Source organism: Ureibacillus yapensis, from assembly GCF_003515775.1.
Lineage (GTDB): Bacteria > Bacillota > Bacilli > Bacillales_A > Planococcaceae > Ureibacillus > Ureibacillus yapensis.
On sequence record NZ_QWEI01000007.1, the window covers coordinates 124,674 to 144,185 of the forward strand.

Annotated in this window: 24 protein-coding genes and 1 riboswitch; of the genes, 4 read left to right on the forward strand and 20 right to left on the reverse strand. The window is 40.6% G+C overall.

Annotated elements, in window-relative coordinates:
• Window positions 1–36: 36 nt before the first annotated feature.
• The 5 genes from D1B33_RS13175 to D1B33_RS13195 form a co-directional block, all read right to left on the reverse strand.
• Complete coding sequence (locus D1B33_RS13175) at window positions 37–369, reverse strand: ArsR/SmtB family transcription factor (protein WP_118876864.1); 333 nt, start codon at window positions 367–369, stop codon at window positions 37–39.
• Entirely contained in the window at window positions 369–797 is a 429-nt protein-coding gene (locus tag D1B33_RS13180) for an SRPBCC family protein (RefSeq protein ID WP_118876865.1), read from the reverse strand. Before D1B33_RS13180 ends, D1B33_RS13175 begins: the two co-directional genes overlap by 1 nt.
• Window positions 798–877: 80 nt before the next feature.
• Window positions 878–1,111 (reverse strand): hypothetical protein, encoded by a 234-nt coding sequence (locus D1B33_RS13185; protein ID WP_118876866.1) that lies wholly within the window; start codon window positions 1,109–1,111, stop codon window positions 878–880.
• 141 nt (window positions 1,112–1,252) lie between these two features.
• Window positions 1,253–2,206 (reverse strand): bile acid:sodium symporter family protein, encoded by a 954-nt coding sequence (locus tag D1B33_RS13190; RefSeq protein WP_118876867.1) that lies wholly within the window; start codon window positions 2,204–2,206, stop codon window positions 1,253–1,255.
• A 146-nt stretch (window positions 2,207–2,352) separates the two neighbouring features.
• Window positions 2,353–3,780 (reverse strand): GntP family permease, encoded by a 1,428-nt coding sequence (locus D1B33_RS13195; RefSeq protein WP_118876868.1) that lies wholly within the window; start codon window positions 3,778–3,780, stop codon window positions 2,353–2,355.
• Between the two features lie 149 nt (window positions 3,781–3,929).
• On the opposite strand from D1B33_RS13195, the gene D1B33_RS13200 reads away from it, so the two are divergent.
• Both D1B33_RS13200 and D1B33_RS13205 read left to right on the forward strand, forming a co-directional pair.
• The gene (locus D1B33_RS13200) at window positions 3,930–5,216 is read left to right on the forward strand and encodes a GntP family permease (RefSeq protein WP_118876869.1); all 1,287 of its coding nucleotides are present in this window, start codon (window positions 3,930–3,932) and stop codon (window positions 5,214–5,216) included.
• Between the two features lie 36 nt (window positions 5,217–5,252).
• On the forward strand, window positions 5,253–6,029 hold the full coding sequence (locus tag D1B33_RS13205; RefSeq protein WP_118876870.1) for a 3-hydroxybutyrate dehydrogenase: 777 nt from the start codon (window positions 5,253–5,255) through the stop codon (window positions 6,027–6,029).
• Between the two features lie 69 nt (window positions 6,030–6,098).
• Here D1B33_RS13205 and D1B33_RS13210 read toward each other — a convergent pair whose 3' ends face one another.
• From D1B33_RS13210 to D1B33_RS13270, 13 genes are all read right to left on the reverse strand, one after another.
• Window positions 6,099–6,671 carry a MerR family transcriptional regulator gene (locus tag D1B33_RS13210; protein WP_118876871.1) on the reverse strand — a complete coding sequence of 191 codons (573 nt, stop codon included), beginning with the start codon at window positions 6,669–6,671 and terminating at the stop codon, window positions 6,099–6,101.
• A 264-nt stretch (window positions 6,672–6,935) separates the two neighbouring features.
• A complete protein-coding gene (gene nrdF, locus D1B33_RS13215; protein ID WP_118876872.1) occupies window positions 6,936–7,910 on the reverse strand; it encodes a class 1b ribonucleoside-diphosphate reductase subunit beta in 975 nt (324 codons plus the stop codon).
• Window positions 7,898–8,275 (reverse strand): hypothetical protein, encoded by a 378-nt coding sequence (locus D1B33_RS13220; protein WP_325049475.1) that lies wholly within the window; start codon window positions 8,273–8,275, stop codon window positions 7,898–7,900. Before D1B33_RS13220 ends, nrdF begins: the two co-directional genes overlap by 13 nt.
• Window positions 8,276–8,556: 281 nt before the next feature.
• Window positions 8,557–10,317: a class 1b ribonucleoside-diphosphate reductase subunit alpha gene (gene nrdE / locus D1B33_RS13225; protein WP_118876873.1), complete on the reverse strand. Its 1,761-nt coding sequence runs from the start codon at window positions 10,315–10,317 to the stop codon at window positions 8,557–8,559.
• Window positions 10,292–10,672 carry a class Ib ribonucleoside-diphosphate reductase assembly flavoprotein NrdI gene (gene nrdI, locus D1B33_RS13230; protein ID WP_118876874.1) on the reverse strand — a complete coding sequence of 127 codons (381 nt, stop codon included), beginning with the start codon at window positions 10,670–10,672 and terminating at the stop codon, window positions 10,292–10,294. The genes nrdE and nrdI overlap by 26 nt, the downstream gene beginning before the upstream one ends.
• Complete coding sequence (locus D1B33_RS13235; RefSeq protein ID WP_118876875.1) at window positions 10,669–10,893, reverse strand: glutaredoxin family protein; 225 nt, start codon at window positions 10,891–10,893, stop codon at window positions 10,669–10,671. Before D1B33_RS13235 ends, nrdI begins: the two co-directional genes overlap by 4 nt.
• Window positions 10,894–11,055: 162 nt before the next feature.
• Window positions 11,056–11,239, reverse strand: a riboswitch (cobalamin riboswitch).
• Between the two features lie 457 nt (window positions 11,240–11,696).
• A complete protein-coding gene (locus tag D1B33_RS13240) occupies window positions 11,697–11,834 on the reverse strand; it encodes a YjcZ family sporulation protein (RefSeq protein WP_118876876.1) in 138 nt (45 codons plus the stop codon).
• Between the two features lie 125 nt (window positions 11,835–11,959).
• Window positions 11,960–12,409: a GNAT family N-acetyltransferase gene (locus tag D1B33_RS13245; protein ID WP_118876877.1), complete on the reverse strand. Its 450-nt coding sequence runs from the start codon at window positions 12,407–12,409 to the stop codon at window positions 11,960–11,962.
• Between the two features lie 75 nt (window positions 12,410–12,484).
• Complete coding sequence (locus tag D1B33_RS13250) at window positions 12,485–12,910, reverse strand: OsmC family protein (RefSeq protein ID WP_118876878.1); 426 nt, start codon at window positions 12,908–12,910, stop codon at window positions 12,485–12,487.
• 55 nt (window positions 12,911–12,965) lie between these two features.
• Window positions 12,966–13,712, reverse strand: a complete 747-nt coding sequence (locus D1B33_RS13255; RefSeq protein ID WP_118876879.1) for an amino acid ABC transporter ATP-binding protein — start codon at window positions 13,710–13,712, stop codon at window positions 12,966–12,968.
• Between the two features lie 17 nt (window positions 13,713–13,729).
• Window positions 13,730–14,371 (reverse strand): amino acid ABC transporter permease, encoded by a 642-nt coding sequence (locus D1B33_RS13260; RefSeq protein ID WP_118876880.1) that lies wholly within the window; start codon window positions 14,369–14,371, stop codon window positions 13,730–13,732.
• 17 nt (window positions 14,372–14,388) lie between these two features.
• The gene (locus D1B33_RS13265) at window positions 14,389–15,213 is read right to left on the reverse strand and encodes a substrate-binding periplasmic protein (RefSeq protein WP_118876881.1); all 825 of its coding nucleotides are present in this window, start codon (window positions 15,211–15,213) and stop codon (window positions 14,389–14,391) included.
• A gap of 17 nt (window positions 15,214–15,230) precedes the next feature.
• Window positions 15,231–15,845 carry a TetR/AcrR family transcriptional regulator gene (locus tag D1B33_RS13270; protein WP_233549483.1) on the reverse strand — a complete coding sequence of 205 codons (615 nt, stop codon included), beginning with the start codon at window positions 15,843–15,845 and terminating at the stop codon, window positions 15,231–15,233.
• Window positions 15,846–16,091: 246 nt separating this feature from the next.
• Between D1B33_RS13270 and D1B33_RS13275 the strand changes: the two genes are divergently transcribed.
• Both D1B33_RS13275 and D1B33_RS13280 read left to right on the forward strand, forming a co-directional pair.
• Complete coding sequence (locus D1B33_RS13275; protein ID WP_118876883.1) at window positions 16,092–16,295, forward strand: spore coat protein; 204 nt, start codon at window positions 16,092–16,094, stop codon at window positions 16,293–16,295.
• A 21-nt stretch (window positions 16,296–16,316) separates the two neighbouring features.
• Window positions 16,317–16,631: a spore coat protein gene (locus D1B33_RS13280; protein WP_118876884.1), complete on the forward strand. Its 315-nt coding sequence runs from the start codon at window positions 16,317–16,319 to the stop codon at window positions 16,629–16,631.
• 63 nt (window positions 16,632–16,694) lie between these two features.
• On the opposite strand, the gene D1B33_RS13285 is transcribed toward D1B33_RS13280, so the two are convergent.
• A complete protein-coding gene (locus D1B33_RS13285) occupies window positions 16,695–17,882 on the reverse strand; it encodes an amidohydrolase (RefSeq protein WP_118876885.1) in 1,188 nt (395 codons plus the stop codon).
• An 86-nt stretch (window positions 17,883–17,968) separates the two neighbouring features.
• On the reverse strand, window positions 17,969–19,384 hold the full coding sequence (locus tag D1B33_RS13290) for an MFS transporter (protein ID WP_118876886.1): 1,416 nt from the start codon (window positions 19,382–19,384) through the stop codon (window positions 17,969–17,971).
• Window positions 19,385–19,512: the final 128 nt, after the last annotated feature.

A 19,512-nucleotide genomic window follows, 5' to 3' on the forward strand; every position in this document is an offset into this window, starting at 1 on the left:
TTGGACTCTTTCCAGCTAGATTCTTTTTCTATTATGTTATTTATTTAACGTATCATTTTCAACAGAATATTTTAGTTTGGTTAATTTGTTATACCAGAATTGTTCATAGTAGGATACCCACTCTTTTAGTTCTTTTAGGGGTTCAGGCTGAAGATAATAGATTTTCTCCCTCCCATTTTTTTCGCTTCGAACAAGACCGGCTTCGTTTAGGACATTGAGATGCTTTACGACAGCCGTACGACTAATGTCGAAATGGGATGACAGTTCAGCAATGGATTGATCCTTTTTGGAGAGCAAGTGCAGGACGCCTCTTCTCGTAGGGTCTGCTAGCGCTTGGAAGATATCTGTTTTCTGCGCTTCTGTAGGCATTAATCTTCCACCAGTTGTTTTAATTTCTGTACAATACCTGCCCATCCTAGATTCATGGTGTCGCGAATATCCGATTGTGGTCTTTTCGCCTTGGCAACAAGTGCCTCCGCCTCTTTCCAGCCTCCGTGAATCACGGTAAACTCCGTCGCATGATCCACTTCTTTAAGAAGGAACGTTAAAATCCAGCCATCCGTATCCCACTCGATGGAAATTTTATGAGGTTCATCAACCGCCAGTACTTTACACGGAGAGGGTCCAAATGGGGATTGGATGTGAAACTCATGCCCCTCTTCCAACTTAAAATCACTTGGCATAAACCATTCAGCAATGCCTTCCGCAGTCGATACATAATCCCATACTTTCTGTACTGGCGCTTCTATCGTCACCGTTTGAATAATATCCGGTAAATTGTTTTGCTGATTTGTCATTAGAAATGCTCCTTTTTCATTCAAATATAACCTATAGGTGTTAAGTTTATTATATGAAACCAAAAGGTGTTATGTCAATTTTAAAAAATGAAAATAAAGATTGCATACAATAACGGCATCACCGTCAGGATAAAGCCGATTTTCGTGAGTTTCTTAATAAATAGAAAAATCACGCCGATTACCCATAAAGCTACAAAAAAGGCATCAACATAAACAGCTTGTTCTAACCCGCCTCTTTCCAAGATTGGAATGGAAATATAAAAAGCAAAAATGGCTGTCCAGATAATGTGTATGATACGATATATTTTAAACATTACGATAACCTCCTATTCAATATAGTTATCATAACGTATCTCGACATGCTGTCCAAACGTTTCTTGCAGTAAAAAAATAACAACGCGAAAATAAGTGCCATTCAACTTGTTTTCACGTTGTTTTTGCAAATAAATGATTGTTTAAGAGATTTCCGGATGAAACTTTCTCTCATATTTTCCTAAAATCCTACTAAACTGCGAAGCTAATATTTGCTGGAAGAGCATACCAAAGACAACCGGCATGACAACTTTCGGAGGGAAATATGTACTGGCGACAACGACTCCAACTGCAATATTGCGCATACCACCCGTAAAAACAACCGTTGTTATAATCGCCATATCCTTAAATAAAAAGTGTCCAAAAATCAAGCACATCACATAACCCGAAAGTGCAAGGACCAAAACCACGACGATAATCCAAAATACTTCCCACGTTATATTTTTTAAGAACGGAGCAATGGCGCTGCTATTTAGCATTACAATTAAAAACAAGCTTATTTTTTGAAAAGGTGCGAGCGTTTTTCCAAGCGTTTTATTGATTTCACCCTTCGTCCATTCGTTCAACAAAACAGCGACGATGGATGGCAAAACAATCATCCACAGTAAATCCATCATGATGGATAAAGTTTCAATCTGGATTTTTTCACCAATAACAATCTGAACGAGTCCAGGCATAACGATTGGCGACAGAAAGGTATCAATTAGGATGATCGATAAGCATAACGGCAGATTCCCCCTGCAAATACTTGTCCATATAAAACTCGTCACCCCTGTCGGCACTGCGACGGATAAGACAAATCCGATCGTTAATAAATGATCGTCAAATAAAAAGGTTGAAACAAAATATGCCCAAATCGGCATGAGTATATGTAAAAAGGCAATCGTCATCAAAATGACCCAAGGATATTTTTTAACCTCACGAAACCCCTGAAAATTCATGCTTAAACTTCCGGCAAAGGTCATAAACGCAAATAACCATGGAACCAGAAATAACAATTGCCGTCCAATATCCTCCAAAAAGACGCCGATAATTAAACTGAGCGGCGTTAAAATCGGCATTAATTTTTGGAGATATTGATTTACTGTAGCTAACATTTCGCAATGGCCTTCCCTCTATATAATCTCTCTCTTACTATACTCCTATTTTCATTTTAATTGAAGAAAGGAGTTTAAGGAGAAAAAACCTGAAGGACATTTTGGTTAGGCACGCCAAAAATCCTTCAATACTAAAAGATTTCTTACTAAGACAATCCAAACACGGTGTACAATGCAATCACGGCAAAAACAGCCAATGTTTTAATTATCGTGATAACAAGGATATCCCCATAAGATTGTTTGTGCGTAAGACCTGTAACGGCAAGCAGAGTAATGACGGCACCATTATGCGGCAACGTATCCATCCCTCCGGATGCCATGGCAACCACACGGTGCATGACTTCAGGGGGAATATTGGCAGCCGCTATTGCCCGGTTAAATTCATCTGCCATAGCACTTAACGCAATACTCATTCCTCCTGAAGCCGAACCGGTAACTCCCGCTAAAACGCTTGTCGTCACTGCCCCATTGACAAGCGGATTTGTGAAGATACTGGAGATTCCTTCACGAATAACAGCGAAACCAGGCAGGACGGAGATAATTCCACCAAATCCATATTCGGAACCTGTGTTCATGACCGCCAATAAAGCGCCGCCGATACTTTTGTTCAGCCCTTCCTTGAAGGTCTCCGTTATTCTTCTCCAACCATAAATAAGCGCCGTAATGATGCCCACAACTAATGCAATCATTACTGCCCAGATGGAAACATTCGCAGCAACGTCTACATGATAATCTTTCAACCCAATCGCATCAAAGCTAAATCCGTTCGGATACCATGTTGGAATCGCTTTCGTTAAAAAATTATTCATGATGGCAACCAGCGCGAGTGGAACGAAAGCCAATATCTGCATAAGCACAGATTGATTTGAGTTGGCTGCAGGATCATTTTTGACTCCTTCCGCGACTTCATCCTCTTCAATTTCATTGTTTAACCCGTAATACCCCTCTCCTCTTCTTTTGGCAACCCTTTTTCTCCATTCCAGATAGGAGAGTCCAGCACCCAGTACAATAATGGCACCGATCACACCAAGAATCGGTGCAGCATAAATGGTCGTTCCAAAAAAAGTTGTCGGTATGACGTTTTGAATTTGGGGAGACCCCGGGAGTGCATCCATCGTAAAGGTAAAGGCGCCCAGGGCAATGGTTGCAGGCATTAAACGTTTAGGAATATCGGCTTGTTTAAATAATTGAACAGCAAAAGGGTAAATGGCAAATACCGCAACAAAAAGACTAACGCCACTATAAGTTAAAATAGCTCCCAGCAAGACAACCGTTAGCATGGCTTGCTTTGCTCCAATCAAGCGAACAATTGTTTTGGCAATGGATTCTGCAATACCCGACATTTCAATTACCGCACCAAAGATCGCACCAAGCAAAAACACGGGGAAATAACTCTTAATAAATCCAACCATCTTTTCCATATACACACCGGAAAAGAACGGCAAGATATTGGAAGGATCAATCAATAGAACTGCAAGCAAGGCACTGATTGGTGCAAATAAAATAACGGAATAACCTCGATATGCCGCAAAAATCAGGAGCCCCAAGGCTAGCAGAATAATAAAAATATCCATTCAAACCTCCCTCTCTTCACCCATAAATGTTTAATGTTTCCACAGGTTGTTAATATAACCTGTAGATAGTTATTATTTTGTAATAATAATTATCAAAAACTGGTAACTCAACTTGTAGTCAAATACCCAAATGAAATGAGGTGAAACGTGTGCTAAGTATCATAATCGGTTTATTGCTGCTAATGGTTTTGGCCTATTTTGGGTGGTCCATTATCTGGGTGGCCCCTTTAGCGGCGGGAGTGGTTGCCCTATTAAGCGGCTTGAATGTATATGACACGTATACAGGACCCTATATGGAAGGATTAGTGGGATTCGTATTAAAATGGTTCCCTATCTTCTTGCTCGGGGCAATTTTTGGAACCTTGATGGAGAAAACAGGAGCGGCAAAATCGGTAGCGCAAAAGGTAACCCAATTAATCGGCAAGAAACGCGCACTGCTCGGAGTATTGATCGCTGCCGCATTACTAACATACGGTGGTGTCAGCTTATTTGTTGTAGTTTTCGCGATTTATCCCATTGCATTGGAATTATTCCGCGAAGCCAATATATCGCGGAGACTGCTTGTTCCGACATTTGCGCTTGGGGCTTTTACATTTACCATGACATCCATGCCTGGTACTCCGCAAATCCAAAACTTGATTCCGATGGAGTATTTTAATACCACACCAACAGCTGGTCCGATCATTGGGATTGTAACGACATTGATCATGGCGGTAGGCGGTTACTTTTGGCTGGCATATAGGCAGAAACAACTTTCCGCTAAAGGTGAAGGGTTTACTGAGCCGGAAGAGGCAAAAGGAAATACAGAGGATGAAGATGAAGATACTCCAAACTGGATTATTTCATTATTGCCATTATTGGTTGTTGTCGTTCTATTGAACATCGTTAAATTGGAACCACTCTATGCCTTACTAATTGGTGTTTTAAGTATTATGGTTTTGAATATAAAAAAGTACAAAAGTTTTATCCCATCTCTAAACCAGGGTGGGGCAGGTTCTGTTATGGCCATCTTGAACACTAGTGCTGCAGTAGGTTTTGGTGCGGTGATTGCGGTTGTTCCAGCCTTCAATAATATTACGGGCTGGCTGCTGAACATCTCGGACAACCCGCTTATTGCAGAAGGGTTAGCTGTACAAATAATGGCCATGGTTACAGGGTCGGCTTCAGGTGGTATGGGTATTGCCCTTACAACTTTGGGCGATACGTTCTATGAAATGTCCCAATCAACGGGAATCAGCCCCGAGGTTTTCCACCGAATTGCCGCAGTAGCATCCGGAGCTTCAATTTTGCCAAACAATGGTGCTTTGCTCACTTTGATTGCAGTTACTGGGCTAAGTCATAAAGAAACCTATAAAGACGTATTCATGGTGGCATTATTGATTCCGACCATCGCCTTGATTGTTGGAATTCTTATGGGTGGTTTAGGAATCGTGTAAATATATTTTTATATAAAATTTGGGAGGTAATAAGATATGGTAAAAGATAAAGTCGTCATTATTACAGGTTCGGCAAGTGGGATTGGATTGGAGATTGGGGAGCATTTCGCCAAAGAAGGAGCAAAAGTTGTCCTTTCCGATATTAATGAAGAAAAATTGCAGGGTTCAGTCAATAATTTAAAAAACAAAGGCTACAATGTAATTGGCACAAAAGCCGATGTAACAAGCGAAACGGATCTTCAAAATTTGGTGCATACCGCGAAAGAACAATTCGGCAGCGTTGATATTGTCATCAACAATGCAGGGTTGCAGCATGTTTCTCCAATTGAAGAATTCCCGACTCAAAAATTTGAGCTAATGATTAAAATCATGCTGACGGCTCCATTCATTTTAACGAAAACAGTATTCCCGATCATGAAAGAACAAGGGTGGGGACGTATCATTAACATCGCCTCCATTAATGGGGTTATCGGATTTGCCGGGAAAGCAGCCTACAATAGTGCCAAGCACGGTGTTATTGGATTAACAAAGGTAGCTGCTTTGGAAGGTGCGCTTCATGGAATTACCGTAAACGCGCTTTGCCCAGGATATGTAGATACACCACTTGTACGCGGCCAAATTGCAGACTTGGCAAAAACCCGCAATATTCCTGAAGAGCGCGCTCTTGAAGACGTCATCTTAGCGCAAGTGCCGCAAAAGAAACTATTAAATGTTAGTGAAATTGCTGATTATGCTTTATATCTATCAAGCGACAAAGCAAAAAGTGTTACTGGACAAGCCGTGATCATTGACGGTGGATATACTGCTCAATAATTTCTTTAGGGGATTTTGACTGTTAGTGGTCAAAGTCCTCTTTTATTTATTGGCCAAGCTCACATGATTCTACTTCCAAAACTGCCACCATGCTTTCTTATTTCTTTCCTCTTCTCTTTCCATTTCGGCCGCCGCGGCAAGCTGTCTTCTTGTTTCCATCGATTCTTTCATTGCAAATAGAAGCTTTTTGTCCCGCTCATCAATGCTCGTTTTTATATAATTCTCTTGTTTCATCAACTGTTCTATCAGTTTTTTGTTGAATTCCATCTGTTCATTTCGAAAGGCCGAGAATTCATCCATAAGTTTATCAAAGTCAGCGTGATGATGAGATTGCACTTCCGTTTCCGGTGCTGTGCTTTTTGTATCTGTATTTGTTTGCAGAACCGTCTTAACTGCTTCATTTAAAGTAAGAGGAGTAGAACTTTTTAAATCGATTATCTTTTTAATAAGTTCAATATCTTTTTTATAGAAGAGCCGGTGTCCTTGAATGTTTTTTTGAAATTCATAGTTCAGATTCTCCATTAAAGTACAGTAACTTCTAAGGGTCTTTACATGAACACCCAACAACTTGCTTACCGTCGTTGTATTGTAAATCAGCTCCTCTTCTGCTTCCGAGTCTGCTATTAAAGTCATTTCAGTCATACAATCACCCCCTATTCTTTATAATTCGCAGAAAATTACTATATTCCTTTAAGAATCGTTCTACAAATATAGACAAGGTACGGGTTAATTTGCGGGTTTCGGTTGTTTATTTGCGAGTTTGGCCGCTCTATAGGCGAAAATTAGAATTCTATTTGCGAGACGCTTTTCTATTTGCGAATCTCCATATAGTACAGTTATTTGCAGCACTCTTCCTAGACAAAAAATCTCACAAAAGAATATTTCCTTTTGCGAGATTTTTGATTATTAAATTCGATTTCCAAAGTTGAATGTATCGTCTGTAATAGGTGCAACTTTCGCTTTCGCATAGCTGGAGCCTTTTTGACTAAAAAAGTCATAGGTCGAACCTTCATTTCGAATGCCATTCATGACAATCGGGTTGACTTCCTCCTCTGGGAACATCACATCAAATCCCACGTTCATCAGGGCTTTATTGGCGTTATAGCGTACATATGACTTTACTTCAGGAGAGAGTCCCGTCTCTGCATAGACATCTTCCGTATAATTCATTTCATTTTGATATAAATCCAGCAGCAGCTCGTAACCCCATAGTTTCAACTCATCTTTCTTTTCCTGTGAAAATTCCTTATAGAGATTTTGGGCAAAAAAGCCGACTGCTACGCCATGAATAGACTCGTCGCGCAAGATTAACGAAATCACTTCTGCGGAGTTGCGCAAAATGCCTTGTCCACCTAGATATAGCGGATAGAAGAAGCCGGAGTAAAATAAGAACGACTCCAGCATGACAGACGCAAACATCGCCTTCCATAAGCTTTCTTTATTTCCTTCTTCAATCGCATTATAAATATCCGCAATTTTGTTTGCTTTATACTGAAGAAATTCATTTTTCTTTACCCATTCAAACAGTTCATCGATTTCCGTGTTCGTGCATAACGTTGTAAAAATATAAGAATAGGATTTTGCGTGAATGGCTTCAAAAGAGCCAAACACGGTTAACACTGCTTTTTCCTGCAAATCTGGTGTATGCGTTGCAATTTGATTCATCCCGATGTTCGTTTGGACCGTATCTAGCAGCGTAAGGCCTGCAAATACCTTTTTATAAGTGTCTTGATGTTCAAAATCCTGCCACTGTTTTACGTCTTTACTTACTGCAATTTCTTCGGGAAACCAGATCTGTTTCCATTGCTGATCCCAAAAAATTTGCGCGAGCTCACTCGTCGGTTTATTCCAGTTGACTGCCTCATAAGTTAAATTTGACATGCTACACACTCCTCTAATGTTTGTAAACGTTGGCGCACATAGTAAACCGACTTAATGCCGCGCATCCAGGCGTAGATGTAGATTTTCGCAAGTTGTTCGGTTGTCCAGGCATCGGTTACATAAAGTGTCATCGATATCCCTTGATCGACATGTTTTTGGGCGGCAGCGTACAGATCGATCAAATCATAGGAATTGACGTCATATGCTTCGACATAAAGGTGTGCGTTGTCATTATTTAAATGAGGCATTGGGTAAATGGTACGGCTATCGGCATAGTCGCGCACTTCTACGCGCTCCGTGCATGGTGCGATGGAAGCCGTGCAGCTCCGAATGTAAGAAATACTCCAATTTGTTACTCTCCCAATTAGGAGGGATAGGTCATTTCTGTTCTGCCTATCTCTTTAAGTTTCCCTAAAGTGCAGACTGTATCATAAACTTATTAGACATAGTTGGCTAGTAAGTTTCTTCCCACGTCAGTCGTTGAACCTTTATCTTTTAAAGATACTTGGCTGCGGATCGCCCAATCCTTATCTCTTTTACTATACCGTTGTAGTTAGCAACGCCCTTATCTATGTCTCCATGATAAGTTAGTGTATAAGGCTCTAAGGGCTTCCCCGTCAATTCGAGAAGTTTGCTTTATTTATCACTAAATAAAGGGGCAATTGTTTTTACCCGTTGGAGCAACGGCCAATCTATAGCTATGGAACAAACCGTACTTTTTCACATTCTCCGCCAACTCTTTCCACATCGCCGCCGTTATGATGGGAACATTTCCAAGTGCTTGTAAAACTTCAGGAAGAAGCTCTTTTTCTTCTTTATTAATATAAGACTCAAAGTAATTCCCGTTTGCATATTCGCTTTGTTCAAATTGATAAAAAGTCTCCCCACGTTCTTTTGCAATTTCCATGGAACTTTTCAGCGAATAGTAGTTTAATGCTTCCATAAAATGATCGATAAATTCAATTGATTCTTTTGAGCCATATAGGATTCCTTGTGTCACTAAATGGCCGTGCAAGTTCATGACCCCAAGACCTACCGAATGCATCAATTTATTAGCCTTGGCAACAGATGGCACATTTTTGATATGGGTCATCTGCGAGACATTTGTTAATAGTCGCATTGCCGTATCAACCAAATTCCCAAAATCCTCTACCTTGCTGACAGCATGGATATCAATGGACCCCAAATTACAGGAAACATCCAGCCCGTATTCATTCGGTTCATCTTGGTCGGTAATGACACTGGTCTCCTGCATCTGCAGTATTTCTGTGCAGAGATTCGACATTTTCACTCGGCCAATATCTTTCAACGGATGAACTTCATTCACATTATCATCGAAAATCTCAAATGGATAGCCTGATTCGAATTGCGCTTTCTTTACTTCTGTATAGAGTTTGCGCGCATTTAATCGCTTGATTTTTCGAATGTTCGGGTTATCCAATAGCTCATAATACATGTCGGTAATCGAGATTTCGGACATTCTTTTCCCATATTCTTTATAAATATCATACGGACTGAAGAGCACAATGTCCTTATCGCGTTTCATTAATTCAAAGAAGATGCTCGGGATGATAATGCCCGTCGATAACGTAGCCAGTCGGATTTTGTCGTCTGCGTTCGGCTTTTTGGAGGAAATGAAGTTTTCGATATCCGCGTGGAAAATATTTAAATAGACAACTCCCGAACCATTACGCTGGCCTAACTGATTCGAATAAGAGAACGAATTTTCCAACAATTTAGCAACTGGAATGACCCCACTTGCACGATTGAGTATTTCTTTGATGGGATCTCCCAATGGACGCAAATCCGTAAGATTGACACCGACTCCTCCGCCTAAACGCGAAAGTTCCAAACAATAGCCGATATTTTCCGCGATACTGTTCATTGAATCATCCATTGTTAATTTAAAGCAGCTGACGAGCTCGCCGCGTGCCTTTTTCCCGCTGTTCAAAGCAGTAGGTGTTGCTGGCTGGTAAGCCTCCATCATCGCTTCAACAGCACGTTCTGCAAGCGCCGCATCTCCTTGCGCCAAATACAGCGCGATAATCACGATGCGATCTTCATATTTTTCAAGAATCTCTTTTCCATCTCTGCTTTTCATCGCATAACTATCATAAAACTTACTTGCACTCATAAATGAAGGGAAACGGAAATGATAATCATACGCTTTTTTATATAACGATTTGATAAATTCCAAATCGTAGAGCTCGATAAATTCTTTCTCGTAATACCCTTCCTCCACTAAATAGCGTATCTTTTCTTCGATATCGATAAAGTAGCGCAAACGTACGTTGACATCTTCCAAAAAGTAACGGCGTGTTGCTTCGCGGTCCTTTTCCAACTCCAATTGTCCCGTTGTACTATAACGATTCAACACATCGTTATTTAATTTCAAATACGTTTTCATCCAATACCCTCGTTTCATAGAACTGTTGAATTGCTTCGTAATCTGCTTGAATACCGCGCAAATCGAGTTTGCGTACCATCGGAATTCGATAGGCATTAGCAATTTTTTCACCTGCTCCGCCAAAGACATGGTGCCCAAAGTTGCTATTGCCGCTAACGACAACCCCTTTGCACCACTGTTCGTTTTGCTCCAAAAAGCGGGCAACTTTTTCAGGGACATCACCAAAACCATCTGTATAGGTCATTAATAGATAGGGCTTGTCCAACTTCAGGCCATCTTGAATTTCAATGGCTTCTGCTTTAATTTTGGAAACAATATATCGTACATTTCCAGTTCGGCTTGCATAGGCAATCATTGAGCAACCAGCTCGATTTTCGAGATGATTTCATTCACATCTCCAATCAGCTGCCCTTCAAATTCAAATACAGGAACTGAAAGGAAGCCAGCGTCCAGCACCTTTTGCTTTGCTTGTTCGTCATGTTCAATATTCACAACATCCACTTGGAGTCCCGCTCTTTGCAATTCTGATTTTACCCACATGCATTTTGGGCAAATGGTTTTTGTATATAATTTCATAGCAATCCCTCTTTCTCTCTTATTTGCTTTTTTAATCCATACCACTTCAAAAGGAGTGTAAACAAATTAAAAAAGACTATCTCTTCGAAAGAGACAGTCGAAATGGAAACGCTTTAAAAGAAAGGAACAGCGACGTTTCCATCTCTCAATCCCCGAAGAAATGATGTACTATTTTAACAGGCAGGTCTCCTGGCTTAGCTTCTTTCTTAGATTCCCTTCCCGGGCCATAAATAGCCCAGTGGATTACGAATCCTTGTCAGCATCACAGTTGCGGGGACAGCGCCGGCATCATACCGAACTTCCCTTTTAAACTACATATAGTAGTACCTGTTAAAAAAAACACAACATATAGATTTGTTTACTTCAACAAGTGTAGCATGTCGCCAATATTATGTAAATGAGTAAAATCTCATTCTCGATACTAAATATATGCCATCTCAAATTTCTATTAAAAAAAGTGAGCATAGTCCGTTGGTGAGGAAGGGGGTGAGGCTTGTTCTTATTGAAAATTTTTAGCTTGGGCGTGCGGTAAACGGATGTATACTTCCATCTATTCGACTGTTTTCTCTACAGTTTGCTTCTTTCGGGCATTAAGACACACTCTAAACAACTGTTTTCACTCGAGTTGCCTCCATTCGGGCGTTTAGATTCACTCTAAACGACCATTTCCTATTTCCTTTCAAGCCGATTTTCTGCGGGCATTCAGTCGCTTCTCGTACGCTTCTTCGCACAAGCCCCTAGCCACTGTTCCAAAAATTTAAAAAAGCCCTCCATCGCAGAGGGCCCCATTTTTCTTTTTAAAATTAGTAGCCGTAACCGTCACAGCTAAAGTAGTAAGCACCAACAATAATCAAAAGAATGAATAGAACTACCAATAAAGCGAACCAAGAATTGTTGCCGCCGTAGCCGCCGCTGTATTCCCCGCCAACATTTTTACCCATTCCGAACACCTCCTCATTTTCAACTCAGTACAATATATGCGTTGGAGAGTCGGTGTTCTGGACGAATGTATTGGTGCATATGCCTATTTTCGGGCGAAGGTCCTCCAAAAAGCTTGAGGCTCATGCTATTTCAGAAAATACTCCATATAAATATCATTTTCGGAAAAGCCATATTTTTTGTAGACGGGTTTGCCCATTTCGGATGAGATTAAAAAAAGATGGTATACATTACGTTGGCGCGCTTCTTCTATGCAAAGGTTCAATAATTTTTTGGCAAGCCCCTGTTTTCTGTAATTCGGATGCGTATACATGTTTAAAATATATCCTCTTCGTCCTGAAGGGTTTTGGAAGCTTGGCGGAAATGAAATAAATTGAACTCCTCCCGTAGCCATTACTGTATCCCCGTCTTCCACTAGCCATTGAACCAGCAAATCATCTGACAGCTGCTTAGTGAAAAAACCTTTTAACTCGTCTTTTATCGTGTTTGAAGAATCTTGTCCCTCATCAATTAACAGCTGTTCCCGCAAAGAAATCAACACTTCCAAATCATCCACAGTCGCTACTCGAAAATCCATGTTCCTAACCCCCTTATTTTTACCATATCATCGGTACCAAAATAAAAACACCCCCTCAGGAGTGTTTTTAACTGGTTATTCCTCGGCTTGGATTTCTTCGCCGTTTAGAATTAATTTATGGGTGATTTCCGCTTTTAGAGATGCTGAAACTGCACAATATTTTTCCTCGCCCAGCTTAATGGCGCGCCACACCTTTTTCGGTGAGATCTCTCCGTCTACTTTAAACGTTAGAGTAGCAGCTGTAAAGGCTGTTGGCATTTCTTCACGTCGCACGCCATCGACCGTAATTTCAATATTTTCAATAACATCTAAATGAGGTTTTAAAATCATCGTAATGTCAATGCCGATACAGCCTGCAAGTGAAGCGAGAAGCATTTCGGTTGGTGTCGCTGCTTTTCCTTCTCCTCCATAGTTCGCTGTTGCATCCATTGCCATTGTATATCCTGTAGGCCCTACTGCTTCAAAGGCACGTCCACCTTGCCATTTTGCTTTAACTTGCATATTATCATTTCCTTTCTTCGCATACGAAGTGTCCCAAACTCACTACTTCGTAACCTTAAAACTCGGATACTTTCTGCAAGAACTTTTGGGCTCTTTCTGTTTGTGGATTCTTGAAAAATGCCTGCGGTTCTGCATCTTCCACAATAAATCCGTCCGCCATGAACAAAATACGGTCCGCTACTTCTTCGGCAAACTTCATTTCATGCGTCACGATTACCATGGTCATGCCATCTTCCGCAAGGCTCTTCATGACTTTCAATACTTCTCCCACCAGTTCCGGATCCAATGCGGAAGTCGGCTCATCGAATAGCATGAGTTTAGGTTCCATCGCCAGTGCTCTTGCAATGGCCACACGCTGCTGCTGGCCTCCCGACAGCTGGGAAGGATAGGCATTTTCTTTTTCCGCCAGCCCTACTTTTGCAAGCAAGCTCGAGGCAATTTGGTAAGCGGGCTCATTGCTCATTTTTTTTACAACCAGCAGAGCCTCCATCACGTTTTCTGCTACCGTTTTATGCGGATATAAGTTAAATTGCTGAAAAACCATGCCCGTTTCCTGGCGAATGGCGTGAATTTCTTTTTTAAGAGCTTTAGGGGATGTGTTTGCATGAATTTCATGTCCATTTACACTAATGGATCCTTCCGTAATCGTCTCCAATCCATTAATGCAGCGTAAAAAAGTACTTTTACCCGAACCACTCGGACCGATGACCGCGACGACTTGATGTGCCGGAATGGAGAGTGAAATATCCTTCAAGACTTCATTATCCCCAAATTTTTTATAAACTTGTTTCATTTCAATCATACTCATTGTTGCCTCCCTTAGTATACAGACAACCGTTTTTCAACTCTGTGCAAAGCAAATGTGAACATTGTACTCATCATCCAATACATAGCGGCAATCGCCAAATAAAACGGCATATACACGTAATATTGAGAGATTAACAATTCAGCTGAACGCATTAGCTCCGTCACCGCAATAACCGAAACAAGGGATGTTTCTTTTAACATGCCCACAAATGTATTCCCAAGCGGAGGGATTGCATAACGAACTGCCTGCGGGACGATGATACGGCGCATTGCCTGTCTTTCTGTCATTCCTGTAGCCAGTGCAGCTTCAACTTGCCCTTTTGGAACGGATTCAATTGCCCCGCGAAAGGCCTCCGAGACATAAGCACCTATATTGATGCTGAGGGCAATATAGGCGGCAGTCAATGGACCAAACTCGATGCCGTAATCCACCAACCCATAATAAACAATGACAATTTGTACAAGTGGAGGAGTTCCACGAATGATGGATACATAGCCCCGCGCAATGCTACGCAGAACGCGATTGCCCCTAATGCGGGCAATCGCTGTAAGCAATCCGATGATCAAACCGAAGAACATAGACACCACTGTAATAAGTAAAGTATAGTAAGCCCCTCTTAATAAGAAAGGAAGGTTTTCAATAACGATTTGCATTATAGTGTCCTACTTTCTTACTCTGTTGGTGGTGCTTCATCAAACCACTTTACAAAGATTTCTTCATATGTGCCGTCTTGCTTCATTTCATTCAGGGCTGCATTTAATGCTTCCACAAGCTCCGTATTTCCTTTTTTCACAGCCACCGCGGCCTGATCGGACTTAACAGGTTCTCCAACAGCTTTTACTTTATAGCCATTCTCTTCAACAATCGGTTTTAAAGCATAGACATTGTTGATTGTTGCGTCGATACGTCCGGCATCCAAGTCTTTTAATGTGGTAATTACATCGTCATACGTATTTAATTTAAACTTTCCTACTTCAGGCATTAAAACATTGCGCAAAAATGCTTCGTCGTTCGTTCCCATTACAGCCCCAATTGTGCGCCCTTTAAAGTCCTCGACGGATTGAATGTCATTATTCGATTCAGTGACAATCACTTTTACTTCGTTCGTAATATAGGGTTCCGTGAAGTCAATTTGTTTTTGGCGATCTTCCGTTATGGTTACTTGGCTCACTAAAATATCAAATTTATCTTTTTGCAACCCGGGGATTAAACCTGAGAAATCTTGGGCAACAAATTCTGCTTCCACGTCAAGACGTTCTGCCAATTCCTTTGCAATATCGACATCAAAGCCTACGTACTCCTTGTTTTTATCCATAAAGTTATAAGGTGCATATGTCCCCATAATCCCTACTGTCATTGTTCCTTCTTCTTGTATTTGTTCCAGGGCATTCGAAGGCTGTTCTTCTGTTTGATTGGCATTATCGTTGCCTCCGCAAGCGGCTAAAGCCAATGATGATAAGGCAATAAGCGAAACTAGCCAGTTTGATTTTTTCATGTTGTTTTCCTCCTGTATTAGACACCGAATATCCCGAAGAATTCAAAGTGTACCGTTTCTGAAATAATTTGTTTGAGTGTTTTTTGCTGCAACGTTTCATTTGAAGAAAATAACCAGCGTGACAATACTCCTTCAAGAAGACTCATGATAAAGATGGATTGCATGGCAGGGTCGATATTTTCCTCGATCATGTTTAAATCTTGTGCTTGCTTTATATTATTAGCAAAAGATTTTTCCATATCCGTTTTTATTGCATCAACTTTTTCTTGCAAGGCTCGTTGTGAATGTATGCCTTTTAATATGATTTGCATTAAAAATGGATTTTTTTCAGCAAATTGAAAGATATGCGTGAAAATACTGATGGTTGACCTTTCGGAATCTTTTACATCAACTTTTGTCGTTCGGAAACCTTGGCTGATTGCCTCGAGAATTTTCAGTTTTCCTTCTTCCAATACCTCCAGGCAAATCGATTCCTTGCTTTCAAAATACCAATAGAATGTCCCTTGAGACACACCAGCTTTTGAAACAATCTCCGATATTTTTGTATTTTCATAACCTTTCGTCGCGAAAAGTTCCAATGTAATTTCAATCAACTGCCGCTTTCTTTCTTGCCTTCGTTCATCGGTTTGCATCACAAACACTCTCCTTGACTGACTCATCAGTTAAGTAAATCCTACAAGTTTACTTGTAAATAGTCAAATACTTTTGCTTTCATTTTTTCGGCAATATTCCATATTTTAAAAGGATGCTTTCCCAACACCTTTCTTGGCGGCTTTTCTTGCAAAACAGGACATTGGTTTCTTTGAAATTGAAGTTTAGAATGAAGTGTCTCGGGTACTCAAAAAAAGAGCAAAAAATACGATCCGGGAGGTTATTCGATGGCTACGAAGGAACTTGCATTGCACGAACAATTAGAGGTTCACGAAGTACTTATTTTCAAAACAGCATGTGTTGCTAAAAACAAACTATTTGTAAATCTGGTTCAAGATGAAAAGCTAAAGGATATTCTGGAAGAGGACCTGGAACTTTCTAAAAAAGCGATTAAGGATTTACGTAAAGTACTTGCAGATGCAAGTAAATAAAAGATCAGGGAGGAATAGCAAATGGCTGCAAATAAATCAGAAGAAACAAAAAGTGAACAACTCGAACTGACAATGCTTGACGATTTGGCGATTGCAACTGATTTTCTGGTCAGCACTAAGGCTGCGGTAAAAAATCTGGCAACAGCCATTACGGAAACAGCAACGCCTTCCGTGAAAAAGTTGTTGCGCCGCGAACTGGATATTGCAATCGATACACATGACAAGATTGCGCAATATATGATCGATAACGAAATGTACCATGCGTATGATTTGGATGAACAAATGGCCCATGATTTGAAAAAAGCAGATATAGCACTGGACTTGGCAAAAAATTAAAAAAGGACCCCGAAGCGCGGAGTCCTATAATGATAGACAAAGCTTTAATGGCTTTGTCTATTTTTAATTTAGCTCATAAAAACCGCAAACAACATGACCGACTGATTTTGCTGCTACAAGGAGCGCATCTTCATCAATATCAAATTTAGGATTATGATTGAAGTATGGTTTTTCTACCCCTTTTGGTGTACATGAGATGAAGAAGTAACAAGATGGGAATTTTTCCGCATAGTATGCAAAGTCTTCAGATGGTGACATTGGTGGGAATTCTTTCACTTCTGTAATGACTGGATCATTTGCATTTTTTAAATATCCCACGACTTTGTTGGTTAATTCAGGATCGTTGTATACTGGTGGATAATCATTTTCGTAATTTAAATCACAAGTCACACCAAACTCTTCTTCGATACCTTTTGAAATACGACGCACTTCTCTTTCAATCGTTTCTCTTGTTTCAACAGATAAATAACGGATATCTGCTTCAAGCTCAACACTGTCTTTAATAACGTTAAAAGTTCCTTTTCCATCAAATGAACCGATTGTAATTACTCCAACTTCAAAAGGATTTAAACGTCTACTAACAATCGTTTGTACTGCAGTAACAAAATGAGCACCTGCGACAATGGCATCATTTGCTAAGTGTGGTGAGGAACCATGTCCACCACGGCCTTGAATTTTCAATTTCATATATGCTCTTCCGTTGAAGCAATATCCTGAACGATAGCCTACTTGCCCAGCTGGTCCCATTGGCAATAGATGAATGGCAAATGCATGATCTAAGTCATCAAGCAGTCCAGACTCAACGATACTTTTTGCTCCACCTGGCGGAACTTCTTCCGCATGCTGGTGAATAATTTTAATCGTACCGGGAATTTCATCTTTTAATTGAATTAAACAATCAGCAAGCACTAGCATATAAGCCGTGTGTCCATCATGGCCGCACATATGGCTGATACCTTCGTTTTTTGATGCAAATGGAAGCCCGGTTTCTTCAGTGATCGGAAGTGCGTCGAAATCCGCGCGCAATCCAATTGTTTTCCCCGGTTTTCCACCTTTGATCGTCACAATAATTCCATAGCCATTTCCAACATTCGTTTGAATTTCTACATCTTTATCTTTATAAAAGTCGCTAATATACTGTGCCGTTTTTTCCTCTTTGAAAGAAACTTCCGGATATTCATGTAAATGTCTCCGGATTTCGATGATTTCATCTTTGCGGGATTCAAGCATTTCCATTAACTTTGCTTTCACGAGAATGCACTTCCTTTTCTATATGGTAGAAATTTTTTTAAAATACGTCTGAAAGAAATAAAGCATTTCTTCCAGACGCATTAAATCTATGGGTTTGTTTGCAGCTTTTTGTCTGACGAAGCAGGAACTGGTTTGCCTGCATCTCTTGGAACAAGAATCATGACGGATATGATCGACAGGATACCGAAAATGACATTGACGATGATTCCGACTGTTGCTGCAGCTTCAAGATTTCCTCCCGCTGCTACCGCACCATAAGCAGTTGCTGAAATCGCAACACCAAACGCACTGCCAAGGGAACTGGCCATTTTATAAACACCAGCGGCTTCCCCTACTTTGTCGGAAGGGGCATTGGATACAGATGTATCTGTAGAAGGTGTTGCATAAAGCCCCAAACCTAATCCGAACAAGGCAAAGCCTACAAATACAACAACTGTATAAGCGAAACCTGGCAAGAATGTCAGACCCATCATGGCTACACCAATTGTTGTAATAATACCGCCCCAAACCATCGGCGATTTTGCCCCAACTTTTTGCAAGATTTTCTCACCCACACGAATCATTGACAATACAACAACGAGGTACCCTAGGGATAACATCCCCGATTGCAATGAGTTAAACCCACGGCCAACTTGTACATATGTGTTGGCTACTACAAGCGTACCTGCAATGGCATTCAGCAAGAAGTTGGAAATGGTTGCACCTGTATATGCTTTATTTTTAAATACACCAAAATCGACCAACACGATTTCTTTGTTGTTTTCAACTTTGATAAATACAATTAATCCGATGATGGCAACAATTATTGCCGCAATTGTTTTTACACTTGTCCAACCCCAATCAGCACCGTAAGTAATGAATAAGTTCAGTGCGATCATTGTCACAATAAAAATGGCTAAGCCTGTGTAGTCAAATTGGAATTTTCCAGTTGCCGGCTGTTTACTCTCCGGGGTATCTCTCAACAAGAATAAACCTACGATTGCGAAGATGATGGAGAAGATGAAAATCCATCTCCAGCCTAGCGATGTAGCAATGGCACCACCGGCAAAAGATGCAACCCCTGAACCACCCCAAGAACCGATTGACCAGTAACTTAATGCACGCTGACGTTCTGCCCCTTCAAAGTACGCTTTCATTAAGGCGATTGTTGATGGCATAATAAATGCTGCTGAAATCCCCTGAATAATACGGCCAATAATCAACAATACTGCACCTTGTGCGATAACAAGACAGAAAGAACCGATGATGCTTAAAATAAATCCGATAACAGCAATTTTTTTACGGCCAATTTTATCAGCCAGCCCGCCTGCTGCCACAATAAACATCCCGGAGAACAAAGCCGTTAAACTAATGGCAATATTTAAAGTTCCAAGTGAGACGCCTAAATCTTCTTGAACCGTGGGTACCACATTCACGATTGCCTGTGCAAACAGCCAGAACGTAATAACCCCGAACACAATACCTATAATCATCTTATTAGTGCCTTTATAACCGTTTTCCATATGATGGACCTCCTGATGTATTATAAATAAACGATGCATTTAGTACTTTTCCCTAAATTGGGGACAAAATACGTTGTTAAGATGTGAAAATTATTACAATATAATGCATGTTTATTGCTAATTTACTT